Raw genomic sequence first — 18,504 nt, forward strand, 5'->3', positions numbered from 1 at the left:
GCCTACTGCCTACTGCCTACTGCCTACTGCCTACTGCCTACTGCCTACTGCCTACTGCCTACTGCCTACTGCCTACTGCCTACTGCTTACTTGCTCTTCATCCCCGACCCCTGAAACCCGATCCCTGACCCCCGGTCCCTATTCGGGCTTTTCCGCCTCCCGGAGAATATCCCGGGGAGACTTCATGAACTTCCGCGTCTGGGCCATCCGGATTTTTTCTTCCAGCCGTTGCCGTTTTTGAAATGCCTCCTCGGCCCGGCCGATGAGTTCATCAATGCCGGTGGGCTTCATCAGATAATCCGTGGCCCCTGATTTTAGCCCTTCAATGGCGGATTCTACCGTGGCATGACCGGTCAGCATAATGACCTCAACCAATGGAAAACGGCTTTTAATTTCCTTTAGCGTGGCAATGCCGTCCATGCCGGGCATTTTAACATCCAGGATAACCACATGAATATTTTTTTGCCGCAAAATTTCAAGCGCATCCTTGCCGCTTGTCGCCGTAACGACCTCAATGTCTTTTTTTGTAAGTAACTTCCTGGTGGTGACGAGGAACCGTTCTTCGTCGTCCACCAGCATCATTTTCATTTTTTCCATTTTTTTACTCCCGGATAAGAATTATTTCCATTAAACAAAAACAGTCCCAGGCTTATGAAGCCTGATTTCTCCAAACCCGCTATGACTTGCCTGCGGGGAGGCTTAACGTAAAGGTTGTTCCGCTCTCCAGATCGCTGCTGACTTGCATGGATCCGCCCAGGTTGTTGATGATGCCGAAACAAACCGAAAGCCCCAGGCCCGTTCCTTTGCCCACCGGTTTGGTTGTAAAAAAAGGAGAGAATATTTTCTTTAAATTTTCAGGGCTGATCCCGCAGCCATTGTCATGGATCCGGATGCTGACACGGCTGTTATCCGTCGCAACCGTCTCTACCGATATTTCGCCGCCATTGCCTTTATGCCGCTCTATGACGGCATCGATGGCATTGTTGAAAAGATTCAGAAAGACCTGTTGCAGTTGGGTAGGGTCGGCATGAACACAGAGGGGGGCATCCGGAATGTGCTGCCTGATGGCAATGCCGTTGACGCTCGCTTTTTTGGCTACCATGGCGGTAATTTCGGGTATGAAACTGTTCAGCTCGATATCCTGCCAAGCTGCTTCGGTTTTTCGGCCGAACTTGAGAATCGCCTGGGTAATTTCAGCACAGCGCGATATCTGAAGATTAATCTGCTTAAAGGAATCTTCAATTTCAATCAGATTTTCGGATTCTTTCAGCTCGCCTTTTTGTTTTAATTCAGCCGTCAGCATTTCAATCAGGGTTTGCTCATTTTTGATGATCTGAAGCGGGTTATTGATTTCATGGGCAAAACCGGCCGCCATTTCACCCAGCTCGGCCAGGCGGCTGGCCCGAATGAGCTGTTCGCTTAACTGGTCCTTTTCAGCATCCAACTGCTGCATTCGTCTGACAATTCGATCCGTCAGAAAAAATGCCACCCCGATGATAAGGACACCCCCGACAACGGAAATAATAACAATCAGGTAGGTAGCAGTCCTGAGTGCTTTAAAGACGTCCGCCTTTTCCTGCCGGACCACGAGCTGCCATTGCCAGTTTTTCAGCCAGGTGGTGGCGTACAGGAAATTATGTTTCGCAGCGTCCTTATCGATGAAAATTCTGATATCTTCATGATAGACAAGGTGGGGCCGGTGCCCGCTGTCCTGCTCCATCAGATGCCCGCCGGAACGCCGGTCCGTCTGCAGGATACCGTCGACGTTCAATATGTAAGCTTCGCCGGTGGCGCCGATGCGTATTTTTTTTACCAGATCATTGAACATCAGGGTGTCGATGGTGGCCCGGATGACCCATTTGCGGTTGTTTTCCTTACGTACAACGGCAATAATAAAATGGGGAACCTGGCGGTATCCCAAAAAAATATCACTGATATAATAGTTGTGTCTGATGACGTTTTGGAACCACTCGGTGTGGCGATACATTTTTCCTTTTAATTCATAAGGTCCATGATAGGCGACGTGAACACCGGATTCGTCAAAAATCCCCAGATCCTGAAACGCATTGGATTTGTTTTGGAGCAGTTGGAAAACCCTGGCCAGGGTTTGCGGCCGGCCTAATTCTTCAAACGGGTATGCGTTTTGCACAAATTCCAGATCGGCCCTGCGCTCATTCAGAAAGGACTCGATCATCTGGCGATGATCGTTGACAATCCGCTTCATGCTGGCAATCTTGCTGGTTTCCAAAGCGGTTGCAAAATAATAATAACCGGTGATCAAAACTAAAATAAAGGGAATAAAGGGCACCAGGATCATACTAATGAGAATGATCTTTCGAATGGTGCTGTAGTGGTTAGGCTTCAAGTGGTTGCCTGTTGAGACCTTTGCAAAACACCCCCTTTCGCTCAATTTCTGCGTCAGACTCAAATTTTCATCCTCGAAATACTCCATGTATTCCTGTGGTTAATCCCGCCGAGGCGGGATCGCCTTCCTTGAACTTGAACGAAATTGTGCATTTTTCAATGGTCTCATATGTTAAGTGTTTCGTGAAGGCTTTCAACGATCCCGTCCCCATAAAAAGCAATCTCTATGCCAAAATGAAAAGACGGCATATTGCCAGATAACCATTTAAAATAATTATAGAAACATATAAAAACCAGGAAGCCCTGAATCGGATATCCCTTGCGGGTGTCGGTATTTTTTACAGCTTGTAAAGTCGTTTGCGGAAAAGAAAACAATTGGCCTTGCCAACATTGATGGTCTCGTAAAAAGTCGAAAATACGCTTTTATCGTCATTTCCGCCCCGCATTAAGTGCGGGATAAACTGCGGCGGGAATCCAGTGATTTCACCATGCTAAAGCGTGGCTGGATGCCTGCTTTCGCAGGCATGACGGGATTTAGGACTTTTTACGAATGTGTCAACATTCGCCGGAGCGAAACTTTTAGCGTTTCTTTTTGTTTTTGGGAAACAGGTCAAAAGCAGACGCAGGCGATTCCACCAGTTTGTGGATTTTTTCTTCGATATCTTTTTTTTCCTGGTCGTCTTTCTTTTCCCAAGCCCCTTCGATTTTAGCCACCAACTCGTCAATTTCACACGGTTTGGTCAGGTAATCGTACGCCCCCAGCTTGATTGCTTCCAGGGCCGAATCAATCGACCCGTGGCCGGTCAGGATCAGGGTTTCGGTAAACAGGCCTATTTTTTTGATTTCCTTTAAAGTGGCGAGGCCGTCCATGCCCGGCATTTTCAGGTCCAGCACAATCACATCGAAGTTTTCTTTTTCAAGGAGACGAATGGCGCTGTCCCCGCTGTTGACGGCAGAGGCGCGGTATCCCCTGCTTGTCAGCAATTTTGTGACGTTATCCGTAAATACGACCTCATCATCTACCAGTAAAATTTTAGCTCCCTTCATAATATCTCCTCCTTAATGTAATGCAAACTGCATTCAAAAATTGTCTGCCGACAAATATCCTTGAGTCTCATCTCGGTATTATCTACTGTCCAGACGGGATAAATTAGTTTCCGGGTGAATTCCGACCAGTCTATCACCCCTTGATTCGAATCATCCCGTCTAATAAATCTCTTTTCTCGGTCACATCCTTTTTTTTCCCGGCGCCTTCAATTTTATTGAGCAAATCATTCAGGGCGCAGGGTTTGGTCAGGAAGTCGTAAGCCCCCAGGTTAAAAGATTCCAGGGCCAAATCAATGGATCCGTGGCCGGTCAGGATCAGGGTTTCGGTATGCAATTTCAGTTTTTTTATTTCTATAAGGGTCGCCATGCCGTCCATGCCCGGCATTTTTAAATCCAGCACGACCACGTCGAAATTTTCAGCTTCAAGAAAACCAATTGCCTCTTTGCCGGTGCCGGCCGTCGTCACCTGATAGCCCTTTGCCCGCAGCAGTTTCGCCATGGAGGTGGTAAAGGCGACTTCATCATCGACCAGTAAGATTTTTCCTTTTTGCATATACAGTTCCTCCTTAAGATGAAACAGTCGCAATATCCATTTGATAGTCTTTCGGGTTGTCGGCCGTGCCCTCCAGTAAATGCGGCGGCGGACTGAAAGGCAGGAAAACTTTGAATTCAGAGCCTTTGCCGACTTCACTCCAAACGGAAATATCCCCGCCTAAATTTTTAATCGTGCTGTAACAGATGGAAAGCCCCAGGCCGGTTCCTTTTCCCACCGGTTTGGTCGTAAAAAACGGATCGAATATCTTATCCATGTTTTCAGGAGAAATCCCCATCCCGGTATCGGCTACAACTATTTCCACGCCCTGTTGATTATTCGAGCGGGTACGAACATGAATGCTGCCGTAGGCCTTATCGTCATGGGCATCGATGGAGTTGGTTATCAGGTTTAACATCACCTGTTGAAGCTGGGAGGGGTCCGACAGAATGTTGGGAAGGTTTTCCTCAAAATCTGTAAAAAATTTGATGCCGCCGGACCCGGCTTCCCGCTCCAGCAGTTCAATCACTTCACTTATAAACTGATTGGTGTTGATGGTTTCAATGACCGACTGGGTGCGACGGGAAAACCGTAACAAACCATGGGTAATACGTTTGCAGCGCTTGATTTGAACATCGATCTGTTCCAGGGATTCCGACAACTGCCCTTTGATCTCCGGCGTGGTGGCGGCGGTGTCGTTCGTCATGTCCAGCAGGATTTGTTTTTCCGTTAAAATAATGGCCAGGGGATTATTAATTTCGTGAGCGACACCGGCTGAAAGCTCTCCAATGGATGCCAGCTTGCTGGTTTGCAGGAGCTGCCGGTTCAATTTGTCGGCTTCATCATCCCGGTTTTTGATGACGCTTATCATGTGCCGGGTGATAAAAACCGCAACGATTAAAATGATGAGGGCGCTCAGGTGCAGTAATATCAAGGTGGCATAATTGGCATGGTTGACTTCGCTGAAGGCCTCGTCATAATTTTGTTTCACCACCAGCAGCCAGGGCGGGTCCTTCAACCAGGTTTGACTGTATATCTGGCGCGGGTATTTTTTGCCGTGGTGGTCGGTATGTTTTTCAATGATGCGGACATTGATTCCTTCTCGAAAGCTTTCTATGGGCGTGGGGGCCTTGTCCATGATCTTTCCGCTGAATCGGGGGCTGGTCTGGAAAATACCCTTCGTGTTTAAGAGATAGACTTCACCGGTATTGCCGATCCGGACGTTTTCAACCAGGGAGCGGAATACTTCCGTTTCGATGGTGGCCCTGAGAATCCACTTTTCCCCCTTTTCAAGCCGGGTAACGGCGATAATAAAATGCGGCACTTTTCTGAAACCCATAAACATATCGCTGATAAAAAGGTCTTTTTCCATCACTTCCTTGAACCAGAACGTATCGGCATAGTTGTTAGGCATGAGGTCGTAAGGACCGATATACTTCAAGTGGTAACCGTCGGCGCCGATAATGCCCAGGTCGGTAAAGGAGCGGTACTCCCGGTTTAATATTTCGAAAATATTATTGAGGTTGGACCCGCTGAGCAGATAGTCCTTTGGATGGGACTGGGCGATCAGGTGAAGTTTGGAACTGTGCTTCTTTAAAAACAATTCGATGATTTTACGATGATATTCGACCTGGATTTGAAACGCATTGATCATGCGTTCATTGGAAAAGCGGGTATAATGGATGTTGATGCCCCAGCCCACCAGCAGCAGCGGAATCAGCGAACAGACGATGGTCAGTAAAATAAACCTTCGAAACAGCCTGGAATAGTGTGTTTTCCTTTGCTTTTCGCTGCCGTTTGGCTGGCTGTTGTCCGTCGCTTGAAATCCGTTTCTCATTCTGGTCCCTCATTGACCGGGTTGTAAATTTTCGGAACGATATACCCAAATAGTATTCAAAAATTGTGCCAGAATCAGATTTGAAAAAGGACCTTAAAACACGGTGGAAAATTTATCTTTGATGGTCCCGTAAAAAGTCGATAATGCGCCTTTTTCGTCATTCCCGCGAAGGCGGGAATCAAGTGATTTCACCACGCTAAAGCGTGGCTGGATGCCTGCCTACACAGGCATGACGGGATTTGGGACTTTTTACGAATGTGTCACCTTTGTTTGGCAGATAATCCCTAAAAAGGGCTGATAATCGTCAGATAAATCATTCGGTTAAAGTGGTTTGGATTTTGACAAGGGAAGGGGTGTTGAAAATGTAACCCGGAGGGTGACAGCGGCGAATGAAATACTTTCCAGTTATAAACTTTCTTCCGTATCACCGGTGGGGGTCTGATGTTCCAGCAGAAAAATGAATTTATGAATGTCGAAGGTGATTTCATCACCGCTTTTGATCTTCTGGGGAGAAAAAGGTTCGACGGCCGTGCCGTTCAGGCGGGTGGTGTTTTTGCTGCGCTGGTCTTCCAGGAAAAAGTTGCCGTTTTTGTATTCAATGGTCGCATGGGAACCGGAGATGGATGTCTTGGGTATATCCACGTCATTGTGGACGCCCCGGCCGATGGAGGTGATTGTTTTATCCAGCATGATGGTTTTCCGGCCGGTAACATTTTTAATGTCGATGAGCATGGCCTGGGGCAGGCCGGAATCTTTCCCGGGGGAAGCGGGGATTTTTTCAGTGAGGTCCCGGGTCCGGGTCAATTCGGATTCTCCGCCGAAGTCCATGACGGTTTTGCCGGCCGGAATCAGATCCGGCAGCAGGAATATGAATTTGAATATGTTGAAAGAAATGACGTCACCGCTTTTCAGCTTTAGGGGATTGTGGGGCGAAACTTCCTTGCCGTTTAAGAAGGTTTTATTCTTGCTGCGCTGATCTTCCAGGTAAAAAAAGCCGTCGCGGTATTCGATGGCGGCATGAAAGCTCGAAACCGTGTCTTTTGAAATGGTAACGGCATTTTTGGCATCCCGGCCGATGGTAAAAATCTTTTTGTCGATTTTAATTGTTTCCTGGGAAGTGATGTTTTTGACGTCAATCAGTTCGGCCCGGGGCATGAATGCTTTCTTCTTCAGGGCGTGGCCGCTAAGGCCGCTTAACAGGTCAGCCGGCGAAGTTGTTTTTGATCTTCTGGCCAGGACGATCACAAAAATGACGGCGCCCAGGAATAAGGCCGCCCCTGCCAGGATATAAGCAAAAATCCGGTTTTCCGCCTTGGGGGGGACAGGGGCCGGTTCCGCTTTTGGGGAGAGCGCTTCAGCCGGCCTTGGTGATGTTCCCGCCGCCTCCGCAGCCACCGGCTCAGCCGTGGGAATTTCGGGCGGTGCGGCTACAGGCGCCGAAGCCGGTTGGGGCATCGGCTTGCTGATGGCGTCGTTGATTTTTGTAAAGACACCTTGAATTTCTGAAGCCTGAAAAGTCCGGTAATACTCGCCGCCGGTCTTAAACGCCAAGGTCTGAATCAGGCTGAAATCAGCTTTGTCGGTAAAGGCAATGCCGAAAATACGGATTTTTTCTTTTTTACATTCAAGGGTCAGGTCTTCTTTGAGCCATCGTTCCTTTTCCAGGTCTTTGGCAGGGTCTCCGGTGTCCACAATGCCGTCCGTGAGCAGAATGATAATGCGGGCGGCATCCGGACGGCCATTGGTTTTCAATTCATACAGCGCCCGTTCAATGGCCGCCGGACTGTCGGAATAACGCCCTTTGTAGTTGACCCGTTCAAGGCTTTTCAGAAACTTGGCTTTTTCCACTGAATTTGTCAGCGCCTTGATGGGTTCCAGCAGGCGTGCCTCCTGGTCGAATATGATCATGCCAAGGGTGGCCCCTTCAGCAAGGCCGCCTAAAAAGTTCGTCACCACCTCCGGGGTCAGAAACTTAGGATCATTTTTCATCATACTGCCGGAATTGTCCAGTACCAGCATGATGTCTAACCTGTTCGCGATTCCCGGTTTGGGGGCAGGGGTGGCTTGCGCACCTGCAGGGCCCGTAAAATAAAAGGGTGACAAACATAGCAACATCAATGAAAACCGGATCAAATATTTCATGGTATCTGGCTCCTTCATCTCCATCATAAGGCAGATCGAGGTTTTGGTCAAACACTGGAAGGCCTTCGCCCGGAAATTATTATGATCTTTTTAAAATAGTCTAAAAATTTTCATGAAATACCGAGTTAGCGGTCCGGGTGTGGAACCCTCCCGCTGTAAAACGGCTCACACCCGCCGCCGGCCAGCTTTCGGGTTTTCCGGTAGAGTGACTGGAACGGCCCGAAAATGTGTTTGGTTACAAAATCTGATTTCTCGATTTGGGGCTGATGAAACGGACCATGGATGGTCTGGCTGAACTTCATGCAGCCGTCTGTATCTATCGATGCAAATGTTAAATTGTTAAATTTCTGGGCGGCAATGTTTATTTTACCGCTTACGGCAACTCTGTTTTGTGCGGTAGAAAAGGCAACATCCCGGGCAGATGCAATTCCGTTTTGAATCTGCCAGTCCGATATCAATGTCTTTATCAGACTTTCTCCCTCTCCGATGGTTCCAACGGCCAGGGCCGCGTCCACATTTTCATAGGCTGCGGCCAGCAAGGGCCCGAACGGGCCGATAATAAAAAAACTGCCGATGCCGATCAGCCCGAAATTCTGGGTTTCTTCATATTTTTTTAATATGGCATCGATATCGAGTCCGGAGAGGGACAACCGGTTGGCTTTAACTGCAACGGTTCCATTCAGATTCCGAGACCACTCCGGCAACGTCATCCCGCTCGTTGTGATATCCGCCGATATGTCCATGGGCCCTTTGATGCGTTTTTGTTGTTGGAGTGATGTCGCCAGCAGGTCGGACTCAAAACCTTTCAAGAGACCCTTCAGCTTGAAGGCGGGCTTGGCCTTGTTTAAATTGAATCTGAATGTGCCGCTTCCTTTTCCTTTCATCAGGTCCATTTTAATAAACCGAAGTGTATAATTTCCCATGCTGCCGCCGGCGTTTAAATGGATATTGGCCAAACGGTTTTTGCCGATATTGACGGATTTTATCCGGAGTGTTCCTGCAATGGCGGGCTGTCGCAACAGGTCAGCGAAGATCCTGCCGCGATTGGCCGGATTTTTTTTGCGATCCGTAGAGGGTAGATAGCGGTTCAGATCAAAGGTGTCCATGTCGGCATCGAAGGATACCTGGAACCGGGGATGGCGGCGGAGGGACAATGAAAACTTCATTGCCGTGCCGTCCATTTGCAAGGCGCCGTTTTCAAGGGTGAGATTGCTCACCACTCCCCCAAGATCGGCCTTAAGGGCCAGTTGCCGGAAGGCGCCGGGGTCTTTGAAGTCAAAGGGAAAGTCCTGTTTGATGGCGGTCATGAAATGTCGCGGAGAAAAAGGTTGCACCTGAATCGCACAATTAAAAAAGGGGCCTGTCCAGATACGATCGATACGACCGGTTAAATTCATATCCAGTTGATCAAGGAGGCGCAATGTCAAATCAAGGGGGAGCGAGTCGCCGGTGATCGCCCTGTCCAGGGGCCCGATGGCGCCTTGGCCCGTCAGCGGGTAGGAATCCAACCGGCATGCAAAACGAATGTCTATGGGACGTGTGAGCGAAGCATCCTTGATGTGAATGTCAATTTCTGAGATTTGACGATCTTTTTTTTGAAGGTGGTCGATCCATAGAATCGATCCGTTCAGGACGGATAGGGTACCGGCGTGAAATGACCTTGGCCAGAATTTGCTGTTGAAAAGATTTTTGGGACTAAAGGCGGTCCTATGGGGAGCTGTCTGCTCTCCCTGGACAGATTGTACGGTATTCTCTTTGGATGGACGCCAGTCGCTCCAGTTGAACCGGCCGGTGGCATTTTTCACCAGTATGATCCGGGGGGAGGTTGCGATGAAATGCTTGATCTGGATTTCCCGTCTAAAAAGGGGGAGCAGCTTCACCCGGACTTCAAGAGATTTCAGGATTAGAAAATCTTTTTCTTCAAAACCGGACGGATTGCCGATGCTCAAATCAGAAAGCGACAGACCCACCCAGGGATAAATAGAGAGCTTCAGGTCACCCCTAAGGGTAACCGGGCGGCCGGTTGTTTCGAAAAGCTGCCGCTCAATATGAGGTTTGAGTCCCTGAATATCAAAAAACAATGCGATGGCGATAACCGCCGCGAGGAAAAGGACGGTAAAAGCACCAAAGACCAGCAGGGCCCATTTAAAAGCTTTTTTCATCGGGCACCTTTAACGCAATCGGGCATTTTTAAAAGGTCTCTGTGCGCGGGACCTCTGTCCAAATGGCCATCAGTTTAGGGTGAAACCGGGTGTCCTCCCTTGCTTAGCGCAATTGCCTGCATATTGTCGGCCGGGATGAATTGGGGAGAAGCGGCAATGTTCGGGCAAATGATATAAAAAAAAAACAGATTTGTAAAGGAAGCGGTTGATTTGTCGGCCGGGGGAGATTTCCGCCGACCTGCAAAACAGGTCTTCAAAATTTTATTTGTGTATTGTTTATATCAACCTAAATTACTCCAATATTTTTTCTGAATTTCAAAAACCTTTTTCAGATATGACAGCTTGGCGGGGTTGGCATCGGCCACTCTTTCGATGCTGTTGGGTGTCAAAGTGGGGATGTTGCACAGCTCCTGCATGACCCGCAGGCCGCATTCCTTAATCCCTTGCATGCTGTAGCCGCCCTCCATCACAAAGAGGATGCGGCCGTTGCAGACGCTTTCGGCGATGTTCAGGAGGAAGAAGGTGATTAGGGCGTAGCCTTCGGGCGTGACCCGCATGCCGCCCAGCCGGTCCCGCAAATAAAGGTCAAAGCCGCAGGATACCAGGATGATCTCGGGTCCATACGCCAGCGCCAGGGGGTTGATCAGGTAATAGATAATGCGGGCAATATCACGGTCGCCGCCGCCCTTTCCCAGGGGAATGTTAACTGTAAAGCCTTCACCGGGGCCCCGGCCGACCTCGCCGAAATTGCCGCTGCCGGGAAAACCGGGAAACTGATGCAGGGAAACAAAGAGAACGTCGTCGCTGTCGTAGAATACCGCCTGGGTGCCGTTGCCGTGATGGGCGTCGATATCGACGATCATGACTTTTTTGATGCCGTGGTTTTCTTTCAGATAGCGGGCGCCCACGGCGATATTGTTGAACAGGCAGAAACCCATGGCCTTTTCCGGTTCGGCATGGTGGCCGGGGGGGCGCACAAAGGCAAATCCGCGTTTGGCATTTCCGGCCAGAATTTCATCCAGCAGACTGAAAACTGCGCCGACGCCCAGACAGGCGGTGTCGTATGATTTTTCGGTTGCCTGGGTGTCCAGATCAAAAGAGGTGAGCGTACGTCCGGCACTTCCGGCAATCCGCTGGATGTAATCGGAGGTGTGCACCAGGGCAATCTGGTCAGGGGTGGCCGGCCGGGGGGATACCTCCCTGCATTTTCCCACCAGGGATTCATCTTCCAGAAGAGAATAGGTCGCCTTGATCCGCCGACTGCTTTCCGGATGCGGCATTTTTTCCAGGTGCTCTACAAAGCGCCCGTCTTTAGTGATGAGAACCGGCTGCACGTTCCGTGTTTTCCTCCCTTTCCTGGGTTCGCTCGGCGGAATAGATCCGGAGAAATTCGTCGGATTCGGGTATTTTTTTGCGATATTTGTGGAAGAGGCGCAGCAGTTCCTCACCCGATTCGGTCGCCGCTTCAACTTTCAGGAACTCGCCGGCAGCTTCAATGATAGCGCTTCTTTCGGACGTGTCTTTTTCGGTTTTTGGGCGTCTGCGCAGAGACTTAACCTGTTTTTGCAGAATCTTTCCGATTTCGCGGTAAATTTGCGGGTCCATATTCGGGGAGCTGTTTGCCAGCATCACGATGGCGTTCAGCAGGTAGCCGCGCGGGGTTCCCAGTATGAATTCGGACATGCCCCGGGAAACAAACCCCATGGCGTCATAAAAGCGGCGGGCGCCGATTTCAGAGTCCAGTAATATCTCTCTGGCTTCGGCCAGTCGGGTCTTCCATTGAAGCCAAGCGCCGGCAACCAGAAACGTTCCGACCCCCCTGATGGAAGGAGTTGCTTTCGTTATCTCATCTACCGAAGTCGCTCTGGCCGTTGCAATAAACTTGATTTCAAGATTTTTGTGGAAAAATTGTTCTTTAAACGTAAGATAAAGCAACCCGACAATTTTGTTTTTCACCACGCAGGCATAAAGATGCCGCCATTGATTCTGGATCAGGCGGTTTAAAAAAAAGCGGACATGAAAAAATTCAATATTGATGTCGGCAATCTGTAAAAAACTTTCCGGACAGAAGGGAAACCGTACAAAAAAAGCCGGTATGTCCGCAGCGACGGTTCCATGATATAAGACGGCAGGATCGGTTTCGTTTTTGGATATTTTTGGCAACTGCCGGTCCTGTTTCAGAGCGTTTAGAAAAAAAATCAGACGTCTTTTTTGTTCAGCTACAGTTTTACCTGAATAGATATATTCCAGGGGATTATTTGTGAAATCTTGCACTTCACCCGTTGTCTGAAAAGGTTCGCCCAGTCGGACCAGCTGTTTTTTTATTCGCTCAATGGCATAATCGATTTCGTGATTCAGCAATAACCTGAGACCGGCCAGGCGCATTTCCCCGGCAGCCTCCAGATAATTCATGGACGTGCCTTTTTCAAGCAATTCCTGTGTCTTTAACAGTTCACCATATTTGATCAACAGGCGCTCTTCGATAGGCACGGAGCCCTTGTTGATGTAAAGAAAGCGGCTGACCCGGGCCTTTTCCCCATCAAAAAAAAAGTAGAAATCATCGCCAAGGGTTGACTCCTGGCCGGGAGCGGGAGCATCAATCATGCCCATGCCCAGCATTTCATCCAGGGCATAACCAATTTCCGGATCTCGGGCGGCGATTTCATCAATGGCCTGCTTTATCGTTTCTCTTTTGATCATGATGTGGGTTTATTCCAGTATAGAAAACTGGGTCTTCCGGGTCAGGTCAGTGATAAGATGTCTCTGCCTTATAAAATTTAAATTCGAAACACGAATCTCGAAATCTTTACCCTGTTAAATGGCGCTTCATAAAAAGTTTTTAGTAAAACGCCTTCATGGATGAAAGCACCTATCAGATGCCAGACCGAAAATATTTAACAGGGCAGGCAATACCGAAGGACCAAAATCCAAATGATCCAAACAATTGGAGTGCCTGCCATCGCGAATATGATTTTGTTTTTGTCATTCGGGCATTTGATATTTGAATTTGTTTCGAATTTCGATATTCGGATTTCGAAATTTGTCAAAGGCATTTGCGCAAATCATGTCCTCTGGGCTTAAATCAAAACCGGATCTTCTATGCCCGGATCCTTATTCCATAACGGATTTAAACAGTGCCGGCAATTCAACAATAAAAGATGCTCCTTTGCCGGGTTCATTCCTGACGGATATTCGGCCGCCCAGCTTTTCGATAATGTTACGGCTGAGCGAGAGTCCCAAGCCCAAGCCCCCATGCTGGGTTGTAAAGAGCGGGTCGAAAATCTTATCGATATCATCGTCTGGAATTCCGGGCCCGTCATCTGTGACCGTAACCCGGATACGGTCTTTATCGATACGGGTTTTCAAGATAATTTCACCGTCTCGATGGATTGCGGCCAGCGCGTTAAAAATCAGGCTCTGAAATACCTGCCGGAGGCGGGACGGGTCACTCCGCATGAGTAAAGCGGTTTCCTGGTAGTCCCGGACCACCCGGATCTTGTTAAAATGAAATTCTCGGTCAAAGAGTTCAATGAGGCTGTTAAGTAGTTCGTTGATATCGATTTCCATGATCAACGGTCCCACCGGTCGGGTGGTGGCAAGAAACCTGTCTATAGACTCGCGGCTCTCGGCGACCTGGGACTGTAATTCATCCAGGCTGTTTTTAATTTCTGCCTTGTTTTCCGGCCGAGTTAAATCCTGCTGCCTCAACTCTTCGATCCAGCGCGCCACCATATCGATGTTTCCCAGCATATCTTTGATGTTGAGTAATAAACCTGAAGCCAGGCGCATGGAAGATGCCAGCATGCCGGCATGCTGGAGCCGTTGATCCAGCGCCCGGATGTTCTTTCGTTTGAATTCAAGGCGCGAGATCAGATTGCTGGTGGTGAGAAGCACCGTGAACACAATCAGGATACTTCCCAGAATAAACACGAATATCCCGATATTACGAATACGGTGAAGGTCTGCAAAAACTTTTTCCTTTTCAACCTGAACGACACACAGCCAGGGAACTTTTTCAAGCCACACCATGACCTTGATCAGACCGTTTTGTTCCCGCTGGCGGAGGCCCCGGTAGGGTTCTATTTTTGTAAAATCGGAAGGCCCCATCAGCCGGCCGGCCTGTTTGGGGACTGTTTGAAAAATGCCGTTTGTGTTTATCAGAAAAGCGTCTCCTTTTTGGGTTTGATTGATTTCGGCCACAACATCGTTGAAGAAAGCCGAATCAACGGTGGCGCGCAGAATCCAGAACCCGTCGCCCCGCTGCTGCTTTACCGCCATGACAAAATGAGGGATATTCCTGAACCCCAAAAACACATCGCTGATGTATACGGGGTCACGCTCCAGCGCCTTGAACCAGAAGGTGTTCTTGTAGTTTTTGGACATGAGTTCATAAGGGCCCACATAGGCGAGATGCCGGCCCTGGTCGTCGATGACGCCCAGGTCCTGAAAGCAGGGGAGTTCTTTTTGCAGGGACTCAAAAACGGATTCAAGTGCGCCCGGCTGCACAAGATATTCCGGACTCAGATTTTTAGACAGCAGTTTCAGATCCATGATGCGTTCCGCCAGAAAGCGGTCAATCGTGTTTTTGTGATGGGTTACTTCCGTGCGCAGCGCTTCCAGGGTTTTCTCTCTCAAAACGGTTGAGGTGTAGTGGTACATCCCGCCGCCGATGACGATCAGGGGGATGAATGAGGTCGCCAGCAGGGCCGTCACCACATTTTTCCATATGCGACGAAAGTAGGGAAAATCCGATTGTTGAGAAGAAAATGTTTTGTCGGCGACTTGGGTCATAAGAATCTCCTGCGTGAATATCTTGTCTTTCCGGAAGGCGAGGATGCTGAAGAAAGGGGTCCAGGATTCGAGGGCTCAGGTGTCAGGGGTCGGGGTTCAGGGTAAAGTGGTTTGACCTTTTATGTGCCAATCCCCACGACTCCTGTTCGGCCTTATCACTCGTCACCTGTAACTTGTCACTAAAATCGCCCCATAGCATCTGCCTTCTGCCTACTGCTTACTGTCCATTGCCTACTTGTTCTTCATTTCCGACCCCCGACCCCTGACCCCCGGCTCCTGATTTACTCTGTTTCATGGTCCACAAACCGGAAAATATCCTGCAGTCTGACGATACCGATGACCTTGCCCATTTCAATAACCGGCATACAGCGCACGTTATCCTGGAGCATGCGATGGGCCACATCGGTGAGGGGTTCGTCAGGGGTGGTGGTCAAGGGCGGAACCGTATGCATCACACTTTTGAGTGGTTTTTGAGGAAGCAGATCGGGATTGTTCATCAGGTCCGGCCAGGTAAATGAGCGACCCGGATGGGCCTCCTCAGTCGCGACAATCAGGTCGCGTTTGGTGACGGTTCCTCGAAATCGATTATCGCGATCCTGAATGTATACCTCTTCCACCACCATATTTCTGGTTTCGCGGCTGAATATATCCAGGGCTTCTTTTAAGGGGTCATCCAGTTTCAGTTTTTTAAAAGAATACAGCGTAAGATCTTTGACCAGGTTGCGCTGCCAGAGGACCGGCCGGCGTTTGATACTTTCAACTTCGTAGGCCTCGTTGATTTTTTCGACCAGGTTTTCGATGTCGCAGGGCTTCATCAGGTAGTCATAGGCGCCGCAGCGCATGGCCTGGGTGCCGGAATCAAGGGAGGCATGGCCGGTGAGCATAATGACTTCGGTCCCGGGCGCCAATTTTTTGATTTCCACGAGAGAGTCGATGCCGGTCATCCCCGGCATTTTGACATCCAGAACCACCACGTCAAACTCGTTGCCGGTTTTGATGGCTTCCAGGGCCTGCCGTCCGCTGAACACGGCAAGGGCCTCTATTCCTCTTGAGTTCAAGAGTTTGGCGATGCCCTGGGCAAGGCGCTTTTCGTCATCAACGATCAGGACGTGAGGTCTTTTGTCCACGGCACGGCTCCTTTTTCGTATTGTTTAGCATGAAATTCCGGCGGTTTCAATGTGGTTATTAAGTTTGACACATTCGTAAAAGGTCCTAATTCCCGTCATGCCTGCGAAGGCAGGCATCCAGAACCATTTTGAATCACTGGATTCCCGCCTTCGCGGGAATGACGCCAAAAGAGCATATACGACTTTTTACGAATTCATCAAGTTTCTCATACTATTTTTCGAGACCCTGCTTTGCGGCAGCGTTGATGCATCAGAGGACAAAAAAACCGGCATTCACAGAGACGTATGAAAGAAGGGAGCGGCATGGAGGCCGACTGTGGCAGGCAGTCGCGTTTTGACTTGTTACTTCCGGTTTTTTCATGACATAAAAAATACAATGATGCAGAATGCCAGCGAAATAACCCATATGCTATGACTGACGGTGCCCTTGCGCACCGGATGAAAGTGGGCATCGGGCCGTTTATGCCCTTTAGTGCAGATGTATTGCGGAACTTTCCGGCCGGTCTTTTTGTTGATGATTTTGCTGCGCTTGACCGGCGCGCCGCAAACGGCGTCGTCCGACAGCGAGCGCTTGCAGGTCAGGCGGGCGCCAATCAGCAAGCTGACCAGGTTGTAAATCCAGTTCCAGGATACGGCGATGATTAAAAGTGAGAGGAACAGCAGCATGGAATGGGTGCGGGTAACCCCCATGCCGGCCAGTTGTTCGCCGATGCGGGCCGGGTTCAACGGCCCTTCTACGCCTCCGAACAGCCCCAGATAATAAAGCGGAAAGCAGACGACCATGACCAGCATGGAAAAGCAGAACCGGATCAGACGCTGCTGGATAAAGCTGCGGCTGTTCCACCAGCGTTTGAAGGGGGATTCATGATTGTAAAATTGTGAACTTTTCATTACGCTACTATACATCTTGACTCCATTTTGTCAATGAGATCTTTCCCCATACAGTACTAAAGGGTTGGGTAGGCCGGCCCCATATTTGCAGGCCGGCCCACCGGTTGTTTGTTGAAGTTAACCCGCCAACAAGTCCCTTTGCCGATGATCCGGCAGGACGCTCCCAAGATCTCCTGTCAGGAAAGGAGTCTTTTCTGAATATCAGGCCACAGCCTCCAGAAGCAGATCACAGCCAGGATACAGCAGTAAACCGGAACCACGGTCTTCCATAACTTTTCCGGCAGCACCCGGGTGGTGTAAGGAGCGCCTATAGCGGCCAGCACCGTTCCGATCACAAACGAGGGCAGCAGCATGTAGTCGACGATCACACCGGAGCTGAGCAACGCAAACCACACGATCACCGCAAACAGGCAGGTGGCGCCCTCGGCAAGCGAGGTGACCGCCACCATGCTTTTGACCGGGACACCGGCCAGCAGGCCGCCCACCGTGACCACCGGCCCGTATCCGCCGCCGCCGATGCCCTTGTTGAATCCGGCCAGCGCCGCAAACATCCACATCCATTTGGGCCTGTAATTAACATAGGTTTTGGAGGTCAACAGTGAACAGACCCCCATGACAATCAGCAGCATCGCCACGTAAAGCTTGATCCAGAACTTATGGACCTTGAAAACCTTATAAGCCGCCGTAATGGAAAAACCCACACATATCATTCCGATTATGGCCACGATTATCACAAGCTTGGTGGTTTCGTTCATGGGGCTGAATTTCCATTCCACGTTTTCAAACTCGCCATGGATGACTCCGGCCATCAGCCCGGTGAACATCTCGGTGATCATGACGCAAGGGACCACCTGTTTGGGATCAAACCCGGCCATGAGCATCAGCGGGGTCAGCGCCGTGCCGTAACCCATGCCGCCGGCCGAATCCATGTATTCGAAAAAGGCGCAGATTAAAATGACCCACCAGATGATCATCCAGTTGTCGGTGCCCATCCATCCCTTGGCTTTCACAAAAGCCGAAGGGAGCCTTTGCGTAAACTCAAAGGGGTTCCCGGCCAGCCAGATTGCAATTAGAAAAAGGCCAATAAACGCGCAGGAGTACATCAACAACATCCGGACCTGTTTGCCGCTCAGAAGGGCTCTTTGGCCTATGGTGGGCTTTTTTGCCTCAAGCTCGCGGGCGATTTCCCAGCCAGCTTTTTTTTCTGATTTGACGTTTTCCATAGAAATACCTCCTTTGGTTTTGTTGTATGTTTCAAGTTGGTTAAACTTTTATTTTTTCTCCATTCGACTCTCTAAGTATTGACCACTGCCTGTTCAAAGGATCGCTTCGTCCATAATCAATTCAATTTGTGTGCCATGTTTTTTTAAACAATAAAAAAACAATTAGCGCTTGAATTTTATGTTTGAATTCAGATAGTTATATAAATCATTGGCGCGGATTTAAATTCGCTGAGATTTTGTCCGGAGTAAATTGTAAACTGCGGGGTTACAATGCCGACCGGCGGTCGTCATGCCGGAGGGGACAGGGGTGGGATTTATGATTGGTGATTGATGATTGGAAAACTCTTAATGTAAAAATCAACAATCATCAATCATCAATCCAGCCACT

At 49.4% G+C, this 18,504-nt stretch carries 13 protein-coding genes; all 13 read right to left on the reverse strand.

What is annotated here, in order from left to right; translation table 11 throughout:
- Positions 1-138: 138 nt before the first annotated feature.
- A complete protein-coding gene (locus tag P1P89_02160; GenBank protein MDF1590293.1) occupies positions 139-597 on the reverse strand; it encodes a response regulator in 459 nt (152 codons plus the stop codon).
- A gap of 79 nt (positions 598-676) precedes the next feature.
- Positions 677-2,428: an ATP-binding protein gene (locus tag P1P89_02165; GenBank protein MDF1590294.1), complete on the reverse strand. Its 1,752-nt coding sequence runs from the start codon at positions 2,426-2,428 to the stop codon at positions 677-679.
- Positions 2,429-2,943: 515 nt separating this feature from the next.
- Entirely contained in the window at positions 2,944-3,411 is a 468-nt protein-coding gene (locus tag P1P89_02170) for a response regulator (GenBank protein ID MDF1590295.1), read from the reverse strand.
- 133 nt (positions 3,412-3,544) lie between these two features.
- Positions 3,545-3,964 carry a response regulator gene (locus tag P1P89_02175; protein ID MDF1590296.1) on the reverse strand — a complete coding sequence of 140 codons (420 nt, stop codon included), beginning with the start codon at positions 3,962-3,964 and terminating at the stop codon, positions 3,545-3,547.
- Positions 3,965-3,977: 13 nt separating this feature from the next.
- The gene (locus tag P1P89_02180; protein ID MDF1590297.1) at positions 3,978-5,780 is read right to left on the reverse strand and encodes an ATP-binding protein; all 1,803 of its coding nucleotides are present in this window, start codon (positions 5,778-5,780) and stop codon (positions 3,978-3,980) included.
- 405 nt (positions 5,781-6,185) lie between these two features.
- Entirely contained in the window at positions 6,186-7,922 is a 1,737-nt protein-coding gene (locus P1P89_02185; protein MDF1590298.1) for an FHA domain-containing protein, read from the reverse strand.
- A 125-nt stretch (positions 7,923-8,047) separates the two neighbouring features.
- A complete protein-coding gene (locus P1P89_02190) occupies positions 8,048-10,084 on the reverse strand; it encodes an AsmA family protein (GenBank protein MDF1590299.1) in 2,037 nt (678 codons plus the stop codon).
- 281 nt (positions 10,085-10,365) lie between these two features.
- Positions 10,366-11,418: a histone deacetylase gene (locus P1P89_02195; GenBank protein ID MDF1590300.1), complete on the reverse strand. Its 1,053-nt coding sequence runs from the start codon at positions 11,416-11,418 to the stop codon at positions 10,366-10,368.
- Positions 11,396-12,784 (reverse strand): hypothetical protein, encoded by a 1,389-nt coding sequence (locus tag P1P89_02200; GenBank protein MDF1590301.1) that lies wholly within the window; start codon positions 12,782-12,784, stop codon positions 11,396-11,398. The genes P1P89_02195 and P1P89_02200 overlap by 23 nt, the downstream gene beginning before the upstream one ends.
- A 411-nt stretch (positions 12,785-13,195) precedes the next feature.
- The gene (locus P1P89_02205) at positions 13,196-14,875 is read right to left on the reverse strand and encodes an ATP-binding protein (protein MDF1590302.1); all 1,680 of its coding nucleotides are present in this window, start codon (positions 14,873-14,875) and stop codon (positions 13,196-13,198) included.
- Between the two features lie 281 nt (positions 14,876-15,156).
- Positions 15,157-16,002 (reverse strand): response regulator, encoded by an 846-nt coding sequence (locus P1P89_02210; protein ID MDF1590303.1) that lies wholly within the window; start codon positions 16,000-16,002, stop codon positions 15,157-15,159.
- A gap of 357 nt (positions 16,003-16,359) precedes the next feature.
- Positions 16,360-16,908 carry a hypothetical protein gene (locus P1P89_02215; protein MDF1590304.1) on the reverse strand — a complete coding sequence of 183 codons (549 nt, stop codon included), beginning with the start codon at positions 16,906-16,908 and terminating at the stop codon, positions 16,360-16,362.
- A gap of 161 nt (positions 16,909-17,069) precedes the next feature.
- The gene (locus tag P1P89_02220; GenBank protein ID MDF1590305.1) at positions 17,070-18,116 is read right to left on the reverse strand and encodes a sulfite exporter TauE/SafE family protein; all 1,047 of its coding nucleotides are present in this window, start codon (positions 18,114-18,116) and stop codon (positions 17,070-17,072) included.
- Between the last annotated feature and the right edge of the window lie 388 nt (positions 18,117-18,504).

The organism is Desulfobacterales bacterium (assembly GCA_029211065.1).
Classification (GTDB): domain Bacteria; phylum Desulfobacterota; class Desulfobacteria; order Desulfobacterales; family JARGFK01; genus JARGFK01.

Bases quoted from the DNA above. Each gene is read 5' to 3' on its own strand.
- P1P89_02160 (MDF1590293.1), bottom strand. From the start codon at position 597: ATGGAAAAAATGAAAATGATGCTGGTGGACGACGAAGAACGGTTCCTC.
- P1P89_02170 (MDF1590295.1), bottom strand. From the start codon at position 3,411: ATGAAGGGAGCTAAAATTTTACTGGTAGATGATGAGGTCGTATTTACG.
- P1P89_02175 (MDF1590296.1), bottom strand. From the start codon at position 3,964: ATGCAAAAAGGAAAAATCTTACTGGTCGATGATGAAGTCGCCTTTACC.
- P1P89_02180 (MDF1590297.1), bottom strand. From the start codon at position 5,780: ATGAGAAACGGATTTCAAGCGACGGACAACAGCCAGCCAAACGGCAGC.
- P1P89_02185 (MDF1590298.1), bottom strand. From the start codon at position 7,922: ATGAAATATTTGATCCGGTTTTCATTGATGTTGCTATGTTTGTCACCC.
- P1P89_02190 (MDF1590299.1), bottom strand. From the start codon at position 10,084: ATGAAAAAAGCTTTTAAATGGGCCCTGCTGGTCTTTGGTGCTTTTACC.
- P1P89_02200 (MDF1590301.1), bottom strand. From the start codon at position 12,784: ATGATCAAAAGAGAAACGATAAAGCAGGCCATTGATGAAATCGCCGCC.
- P1P89_02205 (MDF1590302.1), bottom strand. From the start codon at position 14,875: ATGACCCAAGTCGCCGACAAAACATTTTCTTCTCAACAATCGGATTTT.
- P1P89_02215 (MDF1590304.1), bottom strand. From the start codon at position 16,908: ATGTATAGTAGCGTAATGAAAAGTTCACAATTTTACAATCATGAATCC.
- P1P89_02220 (MDF1590305.1), bottom strand. From the start codon at position 18,116: ATGGAAAACGTCAAATCAGAAAAAAAAGCTGGCTGGGAAATCGCCCGC.